The sequence below is a fragment of the Thiolinea disciformis DSM 14473 genome, assembly GCF_000371925.1.
Taxonomy (GTDB): domain Bacteria; phylum Pseudomonadota; class Gammaproteobacteria; order Thiotrichales; family Thiotrichaceae; genus Thiolinea; species Thiolinea disciformis.
Genome location: NZ_AQVE01000007.1, coordinates 90,137 through 108,723 on the forward strand (window position 1 = coordinate 90,137; position 18,587 = coordinate 108,723).

15 protein-coding genes are annotated in these 18,587 nt (G+C 45.4%); 10 read left to right on the top strand and 5 right to left on the bottom strand.

The window, feature by feature from the left end; all coding sequences use genetic code 11:
- On the bottom strand, nucleotides 1-3,189 hold the full coding sequence (locus A3IE_RS0107495) for a BRCT domain-containing protein (RefSeq protein ID WP_020394991.1): 3,189 nt from the start codon (nucleotides 3,187-3,189) through the stop codon (nucleotides 1-3).
- 928 nt (nucleotides 3,190-4,117) lie between these two features.
- On the opposite strand from A3IE_RS0107495, the gene A3IE_RS0107500 reads away from it, so the two are divergent.
- From A3IE_RS0107500 to A3IE_RS0107535, 8 genes are all read left to right on the top strand, one after another.
- Nucleotides 4,118-5,899: a SulP family inorganic anion transporter gene (locus A3IE_RS0107500; RefSeq protein ID WP_020394992.1), complete on the top strand. Its 1,782-nt coding sequence runs from the start codon at nucleotides 4,118-4,120 to the stop codon at nucleotides 5,897-5,899.
- 203 nt (nucleotides 5,900-6,102) lie between these two features.
- Nucleotides 6,103-7,386 carry a D-amino acid dehydrogenase gene (locus tag A3IE_RS0107505; protein ID WP_020394993.1) on the top strand — a complete coding sequence of 428 codons (1,284 nt, stop codon included), beginning with the start codon at nucleotides 6,103-6,105 and terminating at the stop codon, nucleotides 7,384-7,386.
- Nucleotides 7,387-7,400: 14 nt separating this feature from the next.
- Nucleotides 7,401-7,784: a RidA family protein gene (locus tag A3IE_RS0107510; protein ID WP_020394994.1), complete on the top strand. Its 384-nt coding sequence runs from the start codon at nucleotides 7,401-7,403 to the stop codon at nucleotides 7,782-7,784.
- Nucleotides 7,785-7,838: 54 nt separating this feature from the next.
- Nucleotides 7,839-8,915 carry an alanine racemase gene (alr, locus tag A3IE_RS0107515; protein ID WP_020394995.1) on the top strand — a complete coding sequence of 359 codons (1,077 nt, stop codon included), beginning with the start codon at nucleotides 7,839-7,841 and terminating at the stop codon, nucleotides 8,913-8,915.
- Between the two features lie 499 nt (nucleotides 8,916-9,414).
- The gene (locus A3IE_RS0107520) at nucleotides 9,415-10,431 is read left to right on the top strand and encodes an amino acid ABC transporter substrate-binding protein (RefSeq protein WP_020394996.1); all 1,017 of its coding nucleotides are present in this window, start codon (nucleotides 9,415-9,417) and stop codon (nucleotides 10,429-10,431) included.
- 127 nt (nucleotides 10,432-10,558) lie between these two features.
- Nucleotides 10,559-11,767, top strand: a complete 1,209-nt coding sequence (locus A3IE_RS0107525; RefSeq protein ID WP_020394997.1) for an amino acid ABC transporter permease — start codon at nucleotides 10,559-10,561, stop codon at nucleotides 11,765-11,767.
- 1 nt (nucleotide 11,768) lies between these two features.
- On the top strand, nucleotides 11,769-12,869 hold the full coding sequence (locus A3IE_RS0107530; protein WP_020394998.1) for an amino acid ABC transporter permease: 1,101 nt from the start codon (nucleotides 11,769-11,771) through the stop codon (nucleotides 12,867-12,869).
- 25 nt (nucleotides 12,870-12,894) lie between these two features.
- The gene (locus tag A3IE_RS0107535) at nucleotides 12,895-13,662 is read left to right on the top strand and encodes an amino acid ABC transporter ATP-binding protein (RefSeq protein WP_020394999.1); all 768 of its coding nucleotides are present in this window, start codon (nucleotides 12,895-12,897) and stop codon (nucleotides 13,660-13,662) included.
- Here the strand turns inward: A3IE_RS0107535 and A3IE_RS0107540 are convergent, their stop codons facing one another.
- From A3IE_RS0107540 to A3IE_RS0107555, 4 genes are all read right to left on the bottom strand, one after another.
- Nucleotides 13,663-14,238, bottom strand: coding sequence for a hypothetical protein (locus A3IE_RS0107540; protein WP_020395000.1), 576 nt, complete (start codon nucleotides 14,236-14,238; stop codon nucleotides 13,663-13,665).
- Between the two features lie 109 nt (nucleotides 14,239-14,347).
- Nucleotides 14,348-14,968 (bottom strand): hypothetical protein, encoded by a 621-nt coding sequence (locus A3IE_RS0107545; protein ID WP_211206805.1) that lies wholly within the window; start codon nucleotides 14,966-14,968, stop codon nucleotides 14,348-14,350.
- Nucleotides 14,969-14,972: 4 nt separating this feature from the next.
- Complete coding sequence (ubiG, locus tag A3IE_RS0107550; RefSeq protein ID WP_020395002.1) at nucleotides 14,973-15,671, bottom strand: bifunctional 2-polyprenyl-6-hydroxyphenol methylase/3-demethylubiquinol 3-O-methyltransferase UbiG; 699 nt, start codon at nucleotides 15,669-15,671, stop codon at nucleotides 14,973-14,975.
- The gene (locus tag A3IE_RS0107555; protein WP_020395003.1) at nucleotides 15,668-16,981 is read right to left on the bottom strand and encodes a TRZ/ATZ family hydrolase; all 1,314 of its coding nucleotides are present in this window, start codon (nucleotides 16,979-16,981) and stop codon (nucleotides 15,668-15,670) included. The genes ubiG and A3IE_RS0107555 overlap by 4 nt, the downstream gene beginning before the upstream one ends.
- A 47-nt stretch (nucleotides 16,982-17,028) precedes the next feature.
- Here A3IE_RS0107555 and mtnA point away from each other — a divergent pair, with 47 nt between their 5' ends.
- Together mtnA and A3IE_RS0107565 are read left to right on the top strand one after the other, a co-directional pair.
- Nucleotides 17,029-18,078, top strand: a complete 1,050-nt coding sequence (gene mtnA, locus A3IE_RS0107560) for an S-methyl-5-thioribose-1-phosphate isomerase (RefSeq protein ID WP_020395004.1) — start codon at nucleotides 17,029-17,031, stop codon at nucleotides 18,076-18,078.
- On the top strand, nucleotides 18,079-18,426 hold the full coding sequence (locus A3IE_RS0107565) for a Rieske (2Fe-2S) protein (protein WP_020395005.1): 348 nt from the start codon (nucleotides 18,079-18,081) through the stop codon (nucleotides 18,424-18,426).
- The last annotated feature ends 161 nt before the right edge of the window (nucleotides 18,427-18,587 follow it).

Sequence of the window (18,587 nt, forward strand, 5' to 3'; positions counted from 1 at the left end):
TTATACGGCCAAAGCAGGATGGGCAGTTTGTAAACGAGTGACCGCAACCAAGCAGGCTGCTTGTTCCATTCGTCCAGTTGAACGCGTGAAATGTTTAAACAGGGGGAGCACCAACTGTGCAAATTCCACATCATCCAGCGCCACATCGCGGAAAGTTTCAATCAAAGCTTTCTTTGCTTGACTGGCCGACAACGGTTTTAGGCGCGTCGTCAAGCGCTCAGTCCCCATGCGTGCGGGCGGAATTTCGTATAGCCAACGGCGTAATAACTGTTGTAACGCTTCTTTGTCCGCAGGTAAATGCTCCGGATGTTTTGGTAAACCCGTCCCCAATTTTTTCAAAGCGGCGTCACGCTTGGTTTTATCTACACTGCTTAAGTTTGCCATCACTGGTAAACTCGGTTTCCAATGCGCGGTGGTGGAGTAGCGGCGATACAGTGACCATAAGATGCGCACCACAAAGCCACGTAATTCACGATCAGGGCTTTCAGTGAGTTGGAATAGTGCTTCAGGCAATTGGAATTTTTCATGATGCTGAATCAATTGCATACCTAGTTGCCGAGTCTGCGCGGAACGTGCTTCGCAGAAGGTATAAACATCGCTTGCGGGTAATAAACTAGCGTCTAAGCGGTAATGGCGATTTTCTTGACTCGCTTCTTCCGTAAGCGCTTTGCTAACAAATTCGCGTATAGCGCTGTATTTGGATTCGGTTAACGCCAGCAAATCCGCTACCTTGGGATTCCAACGAGCAAATTCATACTGTGCATAATCCAAGGCCATATTCCGCAGCAGCAGATTAGGGTGATTAAAAAGTGGCTTAAATTGCTCGAAGGTCGCGAAGCTATCAGGAATTTCTGAGCCGGGATCAACGGGGCGATCAGTAAGCTTTAAGCACAATTCCGGATGGTGATAACGCAGATATTGAATCGCGAACTTACTCATCGGGGTATCGGGTTTCTCTACGGCCATTGCCCAAAGCGTTTTGCAGCCTTCGAATAAACTATCTTCTGAAAACTCGCGTTGCTTGCCCGCCAGCATTTGTAGGAAAGCGGTTTCAGAAATGATTTTAATGCCTGCGCCATCCGCAATAAGTTTTTCTGCACTAACTTGCTTGCTGCCTTTGCGCCCATTGCCATATAAAGGTGAACCTTCATCACCGATCACTAAATAATCGAGTTTTGCAGTTACACTGCCCGCATTTTTACCATTCGCAGCCGTGACCTTGTTTTCGGCTTCAGCACGGGTCATGGTGCTCAGCTTACCGGTAAACAAGAAAGTTTGTTTAGCCAAGTCGATGGGTGTATCAGTATCAGCAGAAGTTGTTGGATTTGCGCTGGGTAACGTCGCTGGTTTAGGTGCAAAATCGGCAGGAGTAAACGCCTTAATCATTAATTTTACTGCGAAATCGTGATAAGCCGCTTCTTCACGATTTACTAGCCTCATCAACCACTCAAAGCCCATATCCGCAGGCGAAAAGCGCCTTACATCCGACAACCACCCGCGTACTTGTTCCGCAAGACCTGCATCAAAACTCAGATGCTTAGTCCACGGTAAATGGGATTGGCGCAAACGGTGAATAAACGGATGTGCATACCAATCTGGCTCATAAGCAAGCGCTTGATAAAAATCGAGCGGCACTTGCTGGGTTTTGATGCTGTCATTTTGCAGCCACTCGCGGAAGCTCGTGGTTAAGAAAGGATGAAAAAGGGCGGTTTGAATAAATTCTGGTGATAGTGCTTTTAAATCCATTTGCGCTAATTGCGTCAAGGCAAAATGCGCAATCTCCCGATGCGCGTCATTATGCGTATCGAGCTGTTCTAAAATGCTTTGAAAATACGCGGCATCTAAGGTTTTAAGCGGATGCAATTCCAGTAAATATTGCTTAGCAAATGTTAAGCCTGTGTTGGCATTTAACAAAAGTTGCTGAAACCAGAGGGGGCTTAATTCTTTGCGTCCAAAATGCTTGCGTAATGCGGCTTCGGCGAACTCATAATAGTTAGGTAGTGCTAATAATTGCCCCCACATCTCCAAACCAATTTCCGTACGTGGATCACGTTCACTGATTAATTGGCGAATCAACTTGACCAGTTCGACATTGGGCTTAAAGACTAAACGTAAAAGCTCACTGACGGGCAAATCACGTGCCTGTGTTTTTACATATTGAATCGCGTAATGGAGTGCCTCGGTATCATTTGATTCCAAAAGGCCAATCACGACGGTGTGTAAGCCGAGTGGGCGGAATTGTTGTTGCTCAAGCTTGGGGGAGTTCTGTAACAGCCAAACTATAAAATTATCAATCGCCGAACTGCGCGTTGGTAAGTGTGCTAGGTCGATAATCCATTGGGCGTTGACATCACGCAATATCACGGCAAAGTCGCTTTTGAGTGCGTCACAAGCAAATTTCCGAATGTATTCAGCACGCGCCATGCTCAGTAAACGTAATAAAGGTTCAGGCGAACGCTGCCACGTCGCCTTAAATGCACGTTTTTCTAATAAATTGGTTTTTGGCGAAACATAGCCAAACTGGGCTGCACCGTAAGCTTGGGTTTCATGATAGAAAATATGATTCGCAATCCATGTTTGTTGCCACGGGGTGTCATCGGTATAGGCTGCTAGAAAATGGGTGGCGGCTTCAGGATACACAGCGGGCAGGGTTTGCCCCAGCTTGCGCAAATAACGCCAAGCGCGACGGCGTATATAAAACAAAGTCGCTAGACTAAATTCAGGCTTGGTCGCCATATCGCAGTGTGCAGCAATTGCGCCTAAAAGTGGGTAGTCATTGTCAGCCTCAGCCGCTTTGAAGATGTGTTTGAGGGCGCGCCAAGGGCCATAAACCAAAGGAACTTTGGCAATCACTTCGAGTAAGACATGCCGCGCATAAAAACTCTTATCAGTCCAGAGCAGTAGGATAATTTTGTATACTTTTAAGCGCTCGGCTAAGGGCACTTCTGCATCCGGCGCTTCTAACAAACGTAATTGCTCAACTCGCCAAGCTTTTTGCTCTTCAGGTGTTTTAAGTAAGAAATTAGGGCTAAAAATTGTAGCAAGAAATTTTTGGAACGTGGGTGCTTCAGCACGAAGCGGCGTATCGGGAAGGGGGTCAGGCTGGCTAGCGAGTGCCACAATATAATCCACTAAGGCAGGGTCTTTTAACGCCCAAGCTTTTTCAATATCAGAAAGGGTGAGTTGCATGGATATTGACCCCTGCTTTATTTAAGTAAAGTTGTAAGAATTTTAGAGAGTTAATGAACTAAGCCGCATGTATTGTTGTTCTTTTAAAGCTTGAAAATTAAGGGGATGTTTATCCCCTTCAGTGTTGCAGAAAAATCTACCTGACTACCTGGTACATGGAAGACTCACTGACTCGTGCACTCAATTTGTTATGGAGAGTGCTACGAAATTGCAGTGGTGCAATTGTCCCAGCTCGTAGCACTCTCCATAACAAATTGAGTGCATAAACGAGGCTGAAACAGTCTTCCTTGTGTTGCAATGCTTGGTTTAACGCACAGTTGGCGCAACGCCAACCGGATCCGAAGATCAAACGCTAGACTTTTCTTATAGCTATTTATAGACCAATTTTTAGAAAAAACCAAACAAAATACGAACAAAACTCATTATTTTTTCTATGACTCTATGAGCAAACAAGGCGTTAACTACTAACGCCTTGTTTACATAAAAAATCTACCTGACTACCTGGTACATGGAAGACTCACTGACTCGCGCCCTAGCTAACGTCCCTGCGGGGGTACGAAATTGCGAAGGCGCGATTGACCCAGATCGTACCCCTGCAGGGACGTTAGCTAGGGCAATAGCGAGGCTGAAACAGTCTTCCTTGTGTTGCAATGCTTGGTTTAATTCATAGTTGGCGCAACGCCAACCCGATCCGAAGATCAAACGCTAGACTTTTCAGCGTGAAAATTTACGCACTGCCTTCTATAAAAGCAAGTTATTTCGATAAAATAAATTTATAAGGAAAGACCGTGGAGCTAAGAGTGCACAGTTCATTACTTATGCCTTATCTCTCTTGGTCAGTTATAATTTTGTTAGCTGAAATTATACTATGGCGCCTCAATAACAATTTCATGCCTCGCCTGCATAGCAGACGTAGAGTAGGGCGGTTATGCACTTTTTTACTCAATACCTATTTTCTTTCCTGACGTGGTGGCCGAAAGTCAATCGGCAGACCTTGCGTGCTGATCTGCTAGCCGGACTCACTGGAGCGGTCATCGTACTACCGCAAGGTGTCGCGTTTGCTACCATTGCCGGATTGCCGCCCGAATATGGACTTTATACCGCGATGATTACGCCGATTATTGCGGCAATTTTTGGCTCGTCGTGGCATCTAATATCGGGGCCAACCACCGCTATTTCTATTGTGATTTTTTCTGCGGTAAGTAGTCATGCCGATCCCGGCTCAAAAGAATTTATTGAATATGCTTTGACCATTACCTTTTTAGCCGGTGTTTACCAATTAGTATTTGCTTTTGCACGGCTTGGGGTATTGGTTAATTTTGTGTCTCATACGGTAGTTATAGGTTTCACAGCAGGTGCGGCGCTATTAATTGCTACCAGCCAAATGAAGCAGGTTTTGGGTATTGATATTCCACGTGGTGAGTCCTTTATTGGTACTTGGATCAATATATTTCAGCACTTGCCCAATATAAATGGATTTGTATTTCTAATCGCCATGCTAACTTTAGCAATAGCGATGCTGATAAAAAAATGGCGCCCCAGTTTGCCGAATATGTTGATTGCTCTGATTATAGGTAGCGCTATTGCGGTATTGATGGGTGGCGAAAGTCGAGGAATTAAGTTTGTTGGTGAGATTCCGGCACATCTACCGCCTTTTTCTAGTCCGGATTTTTCACTACAAACGATTAAGCAATTAGCACCACAGGCTTTTGCAGTCGCATTATTAGGTTTAATTGAAGCAGTTTCTATTAGTCGTGCGATTGCTTCAAAATCACATCAGCGAATTGATGGCAATCAGGAGTTTTTCGGTCAAGGTTTGTCGAATGTTATAGGTAGTTTTTTCTCTAGTTATGCCGGTTCTGGCTCGTTTACCCGTTCTGGAGTAAATTATACAGCAGGTGCACAAACACCCTTCTCAGCCATCTTTGCAGCCGTTTTACTAGCCTTAATTGTTTTGCTGGTTGCACCTTTAACCGCTTATTTACCCGTGGCAGCTATGGGTGGGATTATTCTCTTAGTATCTTATAATTTAATTGATCAAAAACACATTCGAAAAATTATTCAAACCAGTAAAGCTGAAACCAGTATTTTACTAACAACATTTTTTGCTACCTTATTCTTAGAGCTGGAGTTTGCAATTTACTTGGGCGTGCTCCTTTCATTAGTCTTATTTTTGGCGCGAACCTCTACACCCGATGTTGTGACCTTAGCGCCTGATAGGGATCCTGAAACGGGCAAGCATACTTTAGTACGAGAAAATAGCGCTAAGGATTTGAAAGAATGCCCGCAGCTCAAAATATTGCGCGTGGATATGTCGATTTATTTTGGCTCATCAACGCATATTCAAAATACTTTGCATGATGTGAGTGAGAAGCAGGGCATAAAGCACATTTTATTGATTGGCTCGGCGGTCAATTTTGTCGATTTGACCGGGGCTGAAATGTTAGAGCAAGAGTCAGATCGTTTAAAAGCCAAAGGCGGTGGTTTGTATTTCGCTGAGCTAAAGAAAAAAGTAAATAGCTTTATTCATCAAGGTCATTTTGATGAGCATATTGGCGCAGAATATTTCTTTAGCGCCAAAAAAGAAGCGATTCATCGCATTACCACTACTGTACTCGATCATCGCCAATGCCACGAATGCCCTCTACGGGTATTTGAAGAGTGTTATCATCCCCCTTTACTAGGTACTAAGCCAGATTCTGCTGCGTAGCTATAAAAGTTTAGGCTAGTATTTCAGTTGCATTAGCCCTTGAAAAACCAAGTAGATTTTGATTTTTCAAGGGCTTTTACGTTTTTGTTTAAAAAAAGCAAGCACGCTATCCCCGTTCTCCCTTAACATCTCCTCTTAGGTGAGCGATAGTTCGCCGATGAACAACAATAGCCCACCAAAAAATTTAAGGAAGGAGTGGCAATATGCACGTCGTTATTATTGGTAGTGGCGTGATAGGCACAACAACAGCCTATTATTTAGCACGGTTAGGTCATCAAGTTACGGTTCTCGAACGGCAAACCCAGTCTGGTTTAGAAACCAGTTTTGCTAATGCGGGACAAATTTCCCCTGGTTATTCTGCGCCTTGGGCTGGTCCAGGAATGCCCCTGAAGGCCATGAAGTGGCTCATGAGTGAACATTCTCCTTTGGCGATTCGCGCCGAAAAAATGGATTTGCCGATGTTGCGTTTTATGATGCGCATGTTGGCGAATTGCAATGTTAAAAGTTATGACCTGAATAAGAGTCGTATGCTGCGTGTGGCAGAATATAGTCGTAAGACGATTGATGAATTGCGTCGAGAAACGGGCATTCAATACGAGCAACGTACCCAAGGCACACTTCAAGTGTTTCGTAACCAAAAACAGGTAGAGGATGCTAAAAAAGACACGGATGTGCTCGATGCTTGTCAAATTCCTTATCAAAAATTGGATGTCGAAGGCTGCATTGCGGCTGAGCCTGCGTTAAAAAATGTTCGTGAAAAATTGGCAGGTGGTTTGCGCTTACCCTTGGATGAAACAGGAGATTGCCTCATGTTCACCCAAGTCTTAGCCAAGTTGTGCGAGGACAAGGGCGTAAAGTTTTTGTATGGCACCAGTGTCAAGGGGCTGGAATACCAAGCTAATCAAATCACTGGGGTTGAAACGAGCCAAGGTTTGATTCAAGGGGATCAATTTTTGTGTGCGCTAGGTAGTTATTCGCCACAACTTTTGAAACCTTTAGGGATTGATATTCCGGTTTATCCTGTGAAAGGCTATTCGATTACTGTGCCGATTATTAGTGAAGCTGACGCACCCGTGTCGACGGTGATGGATGAAACTTATAAAGTCGCGATTACCCGTTTAGGTAATCGGGTGCGAGTGGCGGGCACAGCAGAGTTAACCGGTTTTGATCTGAGTTTACGTCAGGATCGGCGTGAAACCGTGCGTTTTGTGGTGTCTGATATGTTTCCTAAAGCTGCGGATTTGCTTGAGGATAATTTCTGGACGGGCTTACGTCCGATGACACCCGATGGTACGCCCGTACTGGGTAAAACGCCTTATCGTAACTTATTCCTCAATACCGGTCACGGTACTTTAGGCTGGACGATGGCCTGTGGCTCAGGCAAGTTGCTGGCCGATCTCATCAGTGGACGCCCGCCTGAAATTGATTTAGAAGGCTTAGGCATGGAGCGTTATCGTTACGCCAATAAAACCCGTTTTGATAGTTGAAAAAGGATAATCTCATGACAGAAAAAACAATTATTAATACTGAACACGCCCCGGCTGCGATTGGTCCATATTCGCAAGCGGTACGAGTAGGCAATATGGTTTATTGTTCAGGTCAAATACCGCTCAATCCCGCTAGCATGAAGGTTGAAGCGCAAGACTTTGAAGGGCAAGCTGAGCAAGTCTTCAAAAACTTGAAGGCGGTGGCAGAGGCAGCCGGTGGGTCTTGTGCAAACTTTGTAAAGCTGAATATTTTTCTCACTGATTTAAGCAATTTTGCTACTGTGAATGAAGTCATGAAACGTTATTTTTCTGCTCCATTTCCGGCGCGTGCCGCGATTGGCGTTGCTTCTTTACCCTTAAATGTGATGGTAGAGATTGAAGGTATTATTGCGTTGTAAATGCAAGACAGACTCCAAATTTTTTAATAAAAATAATTAGTAAGCAGAGGCATTATGGCAAGACCAGCGCGTGCGATTATTCATTTGGATGCTATCCAACATAACTATCGTTTGGCAAAAGCCTGCGCGCCAAACTCGCGAGCCTTGGCTGTCATTAAGGCTAATGCTTATGGGCATGGTGCTGTGCGCATTGCGCAGCATTTAGCGCCAGAGGCGGATGGCTTTGCGGTGGCTTGTATTGAGGAGGCGCTCGAATTACGCGCAGCAGGTATTCAAAATCGTATTGTGCTGTTGGAAGGTGTATTTACGCCGGATGAATTAAGCACAGTTGCTGAGCAGCAATTGACAATTGTGGTGCAAGGTGAGGAGCAATTAGCGTGGCTATTAGAGGCGCGTATCGCTCAAAAATTAGAGGTATTCCTGAAAATAGATTCGGGCATGCATCGCTTAGGTTTTGCCCCTGAGCAAGTGAAACAGGTTTATCAGCGTTTACGCGCTTGTGCGCATGTCGGCGATCTTGTCTGCATGACGCATTTTGCACGTGCCGATGAAACCCAATTGCCTAGAACGTCTGAGCAATACCAAATTTTCCAGCGTGCAACCCAAGGGTTAAATGCAAGCTGTAGTTTGGCAAATTCACCTGCTATTTTAGCTTGGCCCGCGATGCATCACGATTGGGTAAGGCCGGGTATTATGTTGTATGGCGCATCGCCTTTGGATCACGAGAACGCTCACTCCTTACAGCTCCAGCCAGCTATGAGCTTGGAGTCTGCTTTGATTGCTATCCGGAGTTTGCCTGCGGGAGAGCCCATTGGCTATGGTGGGCGTTTTGTTACCGATAAGCCAACACAAGTAGGGGTGGTAGCGATGGGCTATGCGGATGGCTACCCACGCCATGCTGTGGATGGAACACCAGTCGCCGTGAACGGCCAGCGTACTCGAGTTATTGGGCGTGTCTCGATGGATATGATGATGATTGATGTCACGGGACTAGAGATTAAGCTAGGTGACCGCGTAGAGTTGTGGGGCAAGATGATTAGCGCGAATGAAGTCGCCGCCCATAGCAGTACGATTGCTTATACTTTATTCACAGGTATTACCCGCCGCGTTCCTTTAATTTATCAAACCTAATGTTTAGTGCTAAAACTGTGTGGGGTTTTCCCTAAACGCAACTGAGCTTTTAACGCACGATTTCGACGGATTGGCAACTAATTTGCATACTAGCTTAGCAAGCTTGACTAGAGAGCTGGTCATTAAGCTAGTGTTTTCTGAAAACCTTACCAAGCTTTATGCCACGCCTTAGTAGGGTTCGGTAAATCTTATGTTAGGTTTGCCAGTGGTTTGCAAGAAGCGTGTAGCAGTATGTTATTGGATGGCGGTTTGATGCGCACTTAGTGATCACTAGCGGCTGTGCTTAGCAAAGTATGTTTTGAATGTTCAAGTTTTACTTATAGGTTGGGTTTTGAAAGTTGATTGGTTTATCCGTGGTGCCTCCAAGCCTGACGGTTGTATTTTCTGAAGCATTCAGTTAACTTGGTTGAAACAGCTTTATTAATGATGGCATTACATTAAAAGTTAAAGTTTGTTTTCCAACATTGAAAATGTCTTAAATCAGAGAGAAGGGGAGTCTATGAAAAAACTACTACTTTCAGCCGCCGTGCTGACAGCGATGGTAGCGTCTTCTGCCGTTTATGCAGGTACTACGCTAGATGCTGTCAAGAAAAATGGTGCGGTAAAATGCGGTATCAACACACCATTCCCGGGCTTTGCAAATCAGGATGAAAAAGGTAATTGGTCCGGTCTAGACATTGACGTATGCCGTGCAGTCGCTGCTGCAGTCTTTGGCGATGCTACCAAAGTTAAATTCACTTCATTAACAGCAAAAGAGCGTTTCACTGCCTTGCAATCGGGTGAAGTTGACCTGCTGTCACGTAACTCAACCGGTACATTGGGACGCGATACAGGTATGGGTTTAACCTTCATTGGTGCCAACTATTATGATGGCCAAGGGTTTATGGTTAAAAACTCACTGAATGTTAAAAGTGCTAAAGAATTAGATGGGGCTTCTGTTTGTATCCAATCTGGTACGACTACTGAATTGAACCTAGCTGACTATTTCCGCGCTAACAATATGAAGTTTGAGCCTATCACTTATGAAAAGCTCGACGAAGTTACTAAGGCTTTCGACGAAGGCCGTTGCGATGTTTTAACCTCTGACCAATCTCAACTTTATTCCAATCGTATTACTCTGAAAGATCCAGCTTCTGCCACGGTATTGCCAGAAGTCATTTCTAAGGAGCCTTTAGGACCTTTCGTTCGCCAAGGTGATGATGAGTGGATGAAGATTGTGCGTTGGTCTTATTATGCCATGGTGGAAGCCGAAGATTTAGGCATTACCTCAGCTAATATCGATGAAAAAGCCAAAGGAACTGATCCTAACATTAAGCGCTTCTTAGGCTTAGAAGAAGGTGGTGATGCGAATTTGCCATTGGATAAAAAATGGGCTTATAACATCGTTAAGCAAGTCGGTAACTATGCTGAGTCATTCGAGCGCAGCGTAGGTGAAGGTTCACCTTTAAAAATTAAGCGTGGTTTAAATGCGCTGTGGAAAGATGGTGGTTTGCAATATTCTCCGCCTTTCCGTTAATTCAAGAACTGAGTTTTTAACTGGCCTAGCACGTTTTACTGGCTAGGTCTGGCTTTTAGACAGTTGTTAGGTTTGCTTAGCAACTGTCAATCACCACCTTAGCAAATTTCGATAGAAAGGCTGGCTTATGACAGATCCAAACCTCTCTGCTACACCACAAACTCTGTCTACCGTGCCTAGCAAACCTTCATTTTGGAACGACCCACAAAAGCGCGCGCTTGTGTTTCAGGTTTTGTTAGTTATTGGTATTGGCATACTGTTGTGGTTTATTTTTAGTAACACCCTACACAACCTAGAGAAACGCGGTATTAGAACCGGTTTCGATTTCTTATCTCGTCCAGCAGGCTTTGGTATTTCCCAAACCCTCATTCCTTATACGGAAGCCAGTACTTTCGGACGTACTTTCTTTGTTGGTTTATTAAATACCTTACTCGTCGCGGGACTGGGCATCATTTTCGCCACTATATTGGGTTTTGCCGTTGGTATTGCACGCCTATCCACGAACTGGCTGATCTCACGCATTGCCCTAGTATTCATTGAAACCATTCGCAATATTCCGCCCTTACTGCAGATTCTCTTTTGGTATCGTGCGATTTTACCCTTGCTGCCAGGGCCTAAAGACAGTATGTCCTTAGCGGAGTTATTTTATTTACACAAGCGGGGCTTAACGATTCCAGCACCTTTAACTGAGCCTGCTTTTGTGTGGACGCTGTGGGCTGTGTTGGGCGCGTTAGTGCTAGCTTTTCTCATTGCACGTTGGGCTAAATATCGTCGCGAATCGACAGGTCAGCAATTTCCGGTGTTCTGGACAGTGTTAGTAGTCATTATTGGCCTGCCAACGCTAGTCTTTTTCTTGACTGGCAGTCCGTTAAATTGGGATATTCCCGCTTTGAGAGGCTTTAACTTCCAAGGCGGCTTAACCGTGATTCCAGAGCTGACGGCTTTATTGTTAGCGCTGAGTATCTATACCGCTGCTTTTATTGCGGAAATTGTGCGCTCAGGGATTCAATCGGTTTATAAGGGTCAAACGGAAGCAGCCTCAGCCTTAGGTTTACGTCCCAACCGCACCTTGCAGTTGGTAGTTATTCCACAAGCCATGCGCGTTATTATTCCCCAACTCACTAGCCAGTACCTGAACTTAACGAAAAATACCTCTTTGGGCGTGGCAATCGGTTATCCAGATTTAGTTAACGTTTTTGCCGGAACAACCTTGAACCAGACCGGCCAAGCGGTCGAAATTATCTTTATGACCATGTTGGTTTATTTAGTGATCAGCTTGGTGATTTCGATGTTCATGAACTGGTACAACAAACGCATGGCGTTGGTGGAGCGTTAATATGGTTGCCTATGTCAATACGGAAACATTACCTAGCTTACCACCGCCTAAAGGGCTACAAGGCCCTGCTGCTTGGATGCGCCAAAATCTTTTTTCCAATTGGATCAATGGCACTATCACCGTAGTGTTGGTGATTGGAATACTGGCTGCGTTGATCCCTTTTGTGAATTGGGCTTTCATCAAGGCCGATTGGGTCGGTACGAGCCGTGATGATTGCACCAGCGGCGGTGCTTGTTGGGTGTTCGTTTATGTCCATTTTAAGCTATTCATGCTGGGTTTATACCCAGAGGCTGAAACATGGCGTGCGCTGCTAGTCGGTGGCATTCTCGTGCTTACCCTCGCAGGTTTAATGATTAAGGGTGTTCCCCTCAAAAAGTATATTCAAATCTTCGCTTTATTCTTCTTCCCGATCGTGGCCTATGTTCTACTGTCAGGCGGTTATTTTGGCTTGCCGCATGTTGAAACTAATTTCTGGGGCGGCTTACTGTTGACCTTGGTGATTGCGATTGTAGGTATTGTGGCTGCTTTCCCCTTAGGCATTTTGTTAGCCTTAGGGCGGCGTTCTTCCATGCCCATTGTGAAAGCAATTTGTGTGGTGTTTATTGAGGTGTGGCGCGGCGTGCCATTAATCACCGTGTTATTCATGTCGTCGGTGATGTTACCGCTGTTCTTACCGGAAGGGATGGAAATCGACAAACTATTGCGGGCTTTGGTCGGCATTACTTTATTCCAAGCGGCCTATTTAGCGGAAGTGGTGCGCAGTGGTCTACAAGCCATTCCTAAAGGCCAGACTGAAGCTGCCAATGCCTTAGGCTTAACCTATTGGCAAGGCATGTATAAGGTCATCTTGCCACAAGCCCTAAAGATCGTTATCCCAGGTATTGTGAATTCATTTATCGCTTTATTTAAAGATACCTCCTTAGTATTAATCATTGGCTTGTTTGATTTGTTGGCAACTATTCAAGGCGCATTCTCTAATCCGAAATGGTTAGGTTATGCGATTGAAGGGTATTTATTCGCCGCGTTGGTTTACTGGATTTTCTGCTTTGGCATGTCACGTTACAGCCAACATGTAGAACGCAGTCTGAAAACCACTCACTAACCAGCCTAACAGATTGAGGAATTGTATGGAAAACGCTAACGCTACGAATGCAAAACCAGAAATTGCGGTCAGCCTACGTGATGTCAACAAATGGTATGGCGAATTTCATGTGTTGAAAAATGTGAATCTTGATGTAGAGCGTGGGCAGCGGATTGTTATTTGCGGCCCCTCCGGTTCAGGCAAGTCCACCATGATTCGCTGCATTAATCGTTTGGAAGAACACCAAGCGGGGCAGATTATTGTGGACGGCATTGAGTTAAATAATGACCTGAAAAATATCGACCAAATCCGCCGTGAAGTGGGGATGGTATTTCAGCACTTTAATTTATTCCCGCACCTAACCGTGTTGGAAAACTGCTGTTTAGCGCCGATGTGGGTCAGAAAAATTCCACGTAAGCAGGCGGAAGCGACTGCCATGGAATACTTAGAGCGGGTTAAAATTCCGCATCAAGCTAAGAAATATCCAGGGCAACTGTCCGGCGGTCAACAGCAGCGCGTGGCGATTGCGCGCAGTTTGTGCATGAAGCCACGGATTATGTTGTTCGATGAACCCACTTCAGCCCTTGACCCTGAAATGATCAAGGAGGTTTTGGATACCATGATTGAGTTGGCCGAAAGTGGTATGACCATGTTGTGCGTGACGCATGAAATGGGCTTTGCGAAAACCGTAGCCGACTCCGTGATTTTCATGGACGCGGGTCAAATTATTGAAATGAATACGCCGGATGAGTTCTTTAATCATCCACAACACGAGCGCTCAAAACTATTCCTGAGTCAGATTTTGGGACATTAATCACGCTGCACGGGGCGCTAAAAATCCTAAGCGCCCCAGCACGCTTTTATACGTTTTTAAAATCTCGGGCATCAATACGCGCTGGATATAATCTAATACCCACTGTTGATCGCGAGGCCCCAAGGCAGCCGCAATAAAGTTACCAAAATTTAAGCTCATGGAAAAAGCGGGTTCTTGTTCGATGCTAGTCCAGCCATCTTCCGCGTAATTTTCCATACGGGCATTGAGCTTATTAATGAAAGGGTTGCGGTAGTCGCCCGCGCCTGCAAAATCACGCGCATTGTCCTGTACATGATCCGCAAGCTTTAAAGCAAAACTAGCAATTAATTGGCCGCGATCTGCTTCATTTAAGGCTTCGTAGCTAATACGGTCTAAAACATGGACTAAGAAGGCCATAATTTCTTCAATAATGGCAACCCGTTGCAGTTGGGTATCGACTTGGAAATTCTGCTTTTCAATCTCTAATAGAGCTTGCATGCCAATTTTCCACGCATTAAACGCGAGAACGCTGACAGTATCTTCCAATGAAACCTCGCGTTCTTGTTTATTCCATTTAGTTTTGAGACGAATGCGCATCGCGTGTCCTTTATTGATCAAGCAAGACTTAGTATAAAAACGCTGCGTGGGGAATACGACTAGGCGAAGGGGATACACCTACTAAGTTTGTTAGTAGGTGCAGTATTTTTTAATACCCCGGTAAGCGTTGGAAGGGCGCTTTTATGGGAGGTAGGGGGCCAAACGGACCTGCATGATAGTTCCATTTATAGGTAGGGTCTTCGAGATGACGCACCCAATATAATTCGCCAGAATTACGCCATGGATCGAGAATAATACCGGTTTCAAAGGGAGAGCCTTTGGCTGTCACCACCAAGGTACTATGCTCACGCCAAGGATTCCCTTTATTGGATACGCCCCAATAAAGATCGAAGCTTTTCAAGCTCTTATGACGCATGATTTCAATCATAGCGCTGGCCCAGTCCGTGCATAAGCCTTTGGGGCGCATCTTGGCATTGCGCAGTACATTATGCATTAAAGGCGGCCATGTTAAATTCCACTGTTTAGCTAAATACAGGGGATAGACATAAGCATCATGTGCCACATCAATAGCTTCTTGGCGATTAATATTCGGCCCCAACGTCATTAAAGCTGCTGCTAAAGTTTGGATGTCACGATCCATGCTTGGCTTCATACTATAGAGTTGTGGTCGGCCATCGGGTCGCATCATGACCGGAGCAGTTTGTACGGTACAACCCGCAAGCACTAAAGCAAGACTGGCAGTCATGAGTAGTCGTGCCGAAAGATTCATTGTTTTAAGCTTCCTTTGTGAAATGCATCATATAATTAACATCAATATCTTTACCGACCCGATAATTCTGGAATATCGGGTTATAAGTCAAGCCACTAACGTCACGGATTGTGAGTTGTGCCTGACGCGCGGCAAATTCTAGCTCGGAGGGCTTGATAAATTTCGCGTATTCGTGTGTCCCGCGCGGTAACATATTCATCACATATTCTGCACCGACAATGGCCATCAGAAAGGCCTTGGGATTGCGGTTGATGCTAGAAAAAAACACATGCCCATTAGGCTTGACTAGATTAGCACAGGCCCGTACGACAGAGCTTGGGTCAGGCACATGCTCAAGCATTTCCATGCAAGTGACGACATCAAATTGCTCTGGCATTTCTTGCGCTAAATCTTCTACGCTAATGCAACGATAGTGGATGTCAATTTGTGTATCTAAAGCATGTAATTTGGCGACCGATAAGGGAGCTTCGCCCAAGTCAATACCTAGTACATTTGCACCGCGTCGCACCATACTTTCTGACAAAATGCCGCCACCACAACCAACATCCAGCACGTGTTTACCGCGCAAGGCGGCACGTTCATCAATGTAATTCAAGCGCAATGGATTAATCGCATGGAGCGGTTTAAAATCGCTATGGGTATCCCACCAACGATGCGCAATGGCTTCAAATTTGCGTAATTCTTGTGGGTCAGCATTAATCATGCAAACTCTCCAATTTTAAGCTGCCATGCTTTGGCAGTTGCTTTAAGCTCAGTTTCATTAAGGGTCAGCAGTTTACGCTCATTCATAAGACATTTTCCAGCTACCCAAACCGAGCGTACTTGATCACGAGTGGTACAGTAGACAATATGTGAGGCTGGATCGTAGACGGGCAAAGCCTCGATACTGCCTAAATCAATCGCAATCATATCGGCTGATTTGCCTACTTCTAAAGAGCCAGTAACCTCAGCTAAGTTCAAGGCTTTTGCTCCATTAATGGTGGCCATACGCAAGACTTGTGTGGCTGAAACCGCATTAGCATTGTGAGCCACTGCTTTGCCAATTAAAGCAGCTGTACGCATTTCGCCTAACATATCTAAATCATTATTACTGGCACTCCCATCCGTGCCTAAGGCCACATTCACACCTGCTTCTAGCAGGTCTGCGACCGGACAAAAACCACTGGCTAACTTTAAATTGGATTCAGGGCAATGAATCACATGCACACCTTTGTTAGCGAGTAGTGTAATGTCGCTGGTGTCTAATTGTGTCATGTGTACGGCGAGAAAGTGATTATCCAGTACGCCTAAGCGGTTTAAGCGTGCTAAAGGACGTTCACCTTGTTCAGTCAGCGCCTGCATCACTTCGTGCGCAGTTTCATGGACATGCATATGAATCGGTACATTTAGCGCTTGCGCCTGCGCGTGTAGCTTTAATAAAGGCTGATCGGAAACGGTATAAGGGGCATGGGGTGCGAAGAGGGTGGTGATTAAGGGTAAATCCTGTACGCTATCGTGTAAGGCGCGACCTTTAGCAAGGTACTCATCAGGGTCATTCGCATAAGCTGTAGGGAAATCAATCAAGATCATGCCTAAAGCAGCACGAATTCCCGCTTTTTGTACCGCTTTGAGGCTGGCGTCAGTAAAGAAATACATATCATTAAAGCAGGTCGTGCCGGAGCGAATCATTTCGGCAATCGCAAGTTGGGTTCCGTCATACACAAAGTTTGCATCGGCCCAGCGCGCTTCCGCAGGCCAAATATGCTCTTGCAGCCATTCCATCAACGGCAGGTCATCGGCTAAACCTTTTAATAAAGCCATAGCTGAGTGAGTATGGGCATTAATCAGGCCGGGCATCAACGCATGATCGGCTAACTCCACGACTTGTTCAGCCTGATAGCGCTGACTGTCTGTGGCGGGTAATAGATCGATAATTTGCCCTTGGTGAATCACGATGGCATGGTTTTCAAGCACTTGATTCGTGGCATTTACGGTAATGATCCAACGCGGTTTAATTAATAATTCAATTTTCATAAGAGTGCTGTAAAATTGTTAATTTGAACACAATAAGCCTGAATCACATGATGAGCCAACACGATACAATCCGTGCGGTACAATGGAAAGACAATCATCTGGTGTTGCTAGATCAGCGCAAATTACCACAAGCTGAGCTATATGTTGAGCTTTATGGTGCAGATGATACCGCTGAAGCCATTCGCAACATGGTAGTGCGAGGAGCACCTGCTATTGGCATCACCGCTGCTTACGGCTTATTGATGGCAGCACGCAAATGCTATAAACAATATCCGAATGATTGGCGTAGCCGTCTGATTGCTGAAAAGAATGTGCTTGCCGAATCTCGCCCTACCGCCATCAATTTGCATTGGGCTTTAGAGCGCATGATGCGCGCAGCGCATGAGGAAGTAGCAGATCCGATTGCCTTGCTGAGTGCTTTAGCCGATCGCATTCATAAAGAAGATATTGAAGCGAATTATGAAATGGGCAAGCTTGGCAGTGCCTTGATCAAAGTCCCGCATGGCATTATTACCCACTGCAATACTGGCTCCTTGGCAACGGGTGGTTATGGTACGGCTTTAGGGGTTATTCGCAGTGCGTTTACGCAAGGTAAAGTCACTCAAGTATATGCGGATGAAACGCGTCCTTGGTGGCAGGGCTCACGCTTAACCGCGTGGGAATTACAGCGTGACAAAATTCCTGTGCAACTATTATGCGAAGGCGCCGCTGCACATTTAATGCAGTCCGGCAAAGTTTCTTGGGCGATTGTTGGCTCGGATCGGATTGCGGCTAATGGCGATGTTGCCAATAAAATTGGCACTTATAGTTTGGCCGTGAATGCACGCTACCATGGCGTAAAGTTTATGGTTGTTGCACCTACCAGTACGATTGATATGAAGACCGCTACAGGCGCTGCTATTCCGATCGAAGAGCGTGCGCAGGACGAAGTATTAAGTGTCAATAATCACCGTATTGCGGCACCAAATGTGCAAGCTTGGAATCCTGCTTTTGATGTAACACCGGCTAAATTAGTCGATGTCTTGGTGACCGAAAAGGGCGTTATTCTACGGCCTGACGCAGAAAAGCTGGCCGCTTTGATGCAGGGTGTGATCTAAATGTGGCATAGCTTGATTGCTTGGCAAGCGCTTAAGCAACAAGGTGCTTATGGTTTCGTTTTAGAGTACCAAGATGAAGCTTTAGAAGGATTTGTGGTGGCTAAAGAAGAACAGCTTTACGCTTACCAAAATCACTGCCCACACCGTGATGCACCACTAAATTGGAAGCCGCATCAGTTTTGGGATATTAAAGGTGAATTTTTAATGTGCTCAATGCACGGTGCTTTATTTCAGCCCCAAAATGGACTCTGTATGTATGGCCCTTGTCGTGGCCAAAGCCTTCAAGGCCTACCCATACGTCTTGAGGCTGAGCAGGTACAGGTATGGTTTGACCCTACTAACGCTTAATACCTAGCAACTTTCTGATTCAATTCGTTTCTAATGCTAAGAGCACGCACTTGGCTCACCCAGTGTGGGCAATGGGCGTATAATTCTTTTTATGCTATTGTCTAAAAAATTGGCGTATTTAGTGCAATATAGGCGCTAATGTTAGCGTATTGTTATGTTAT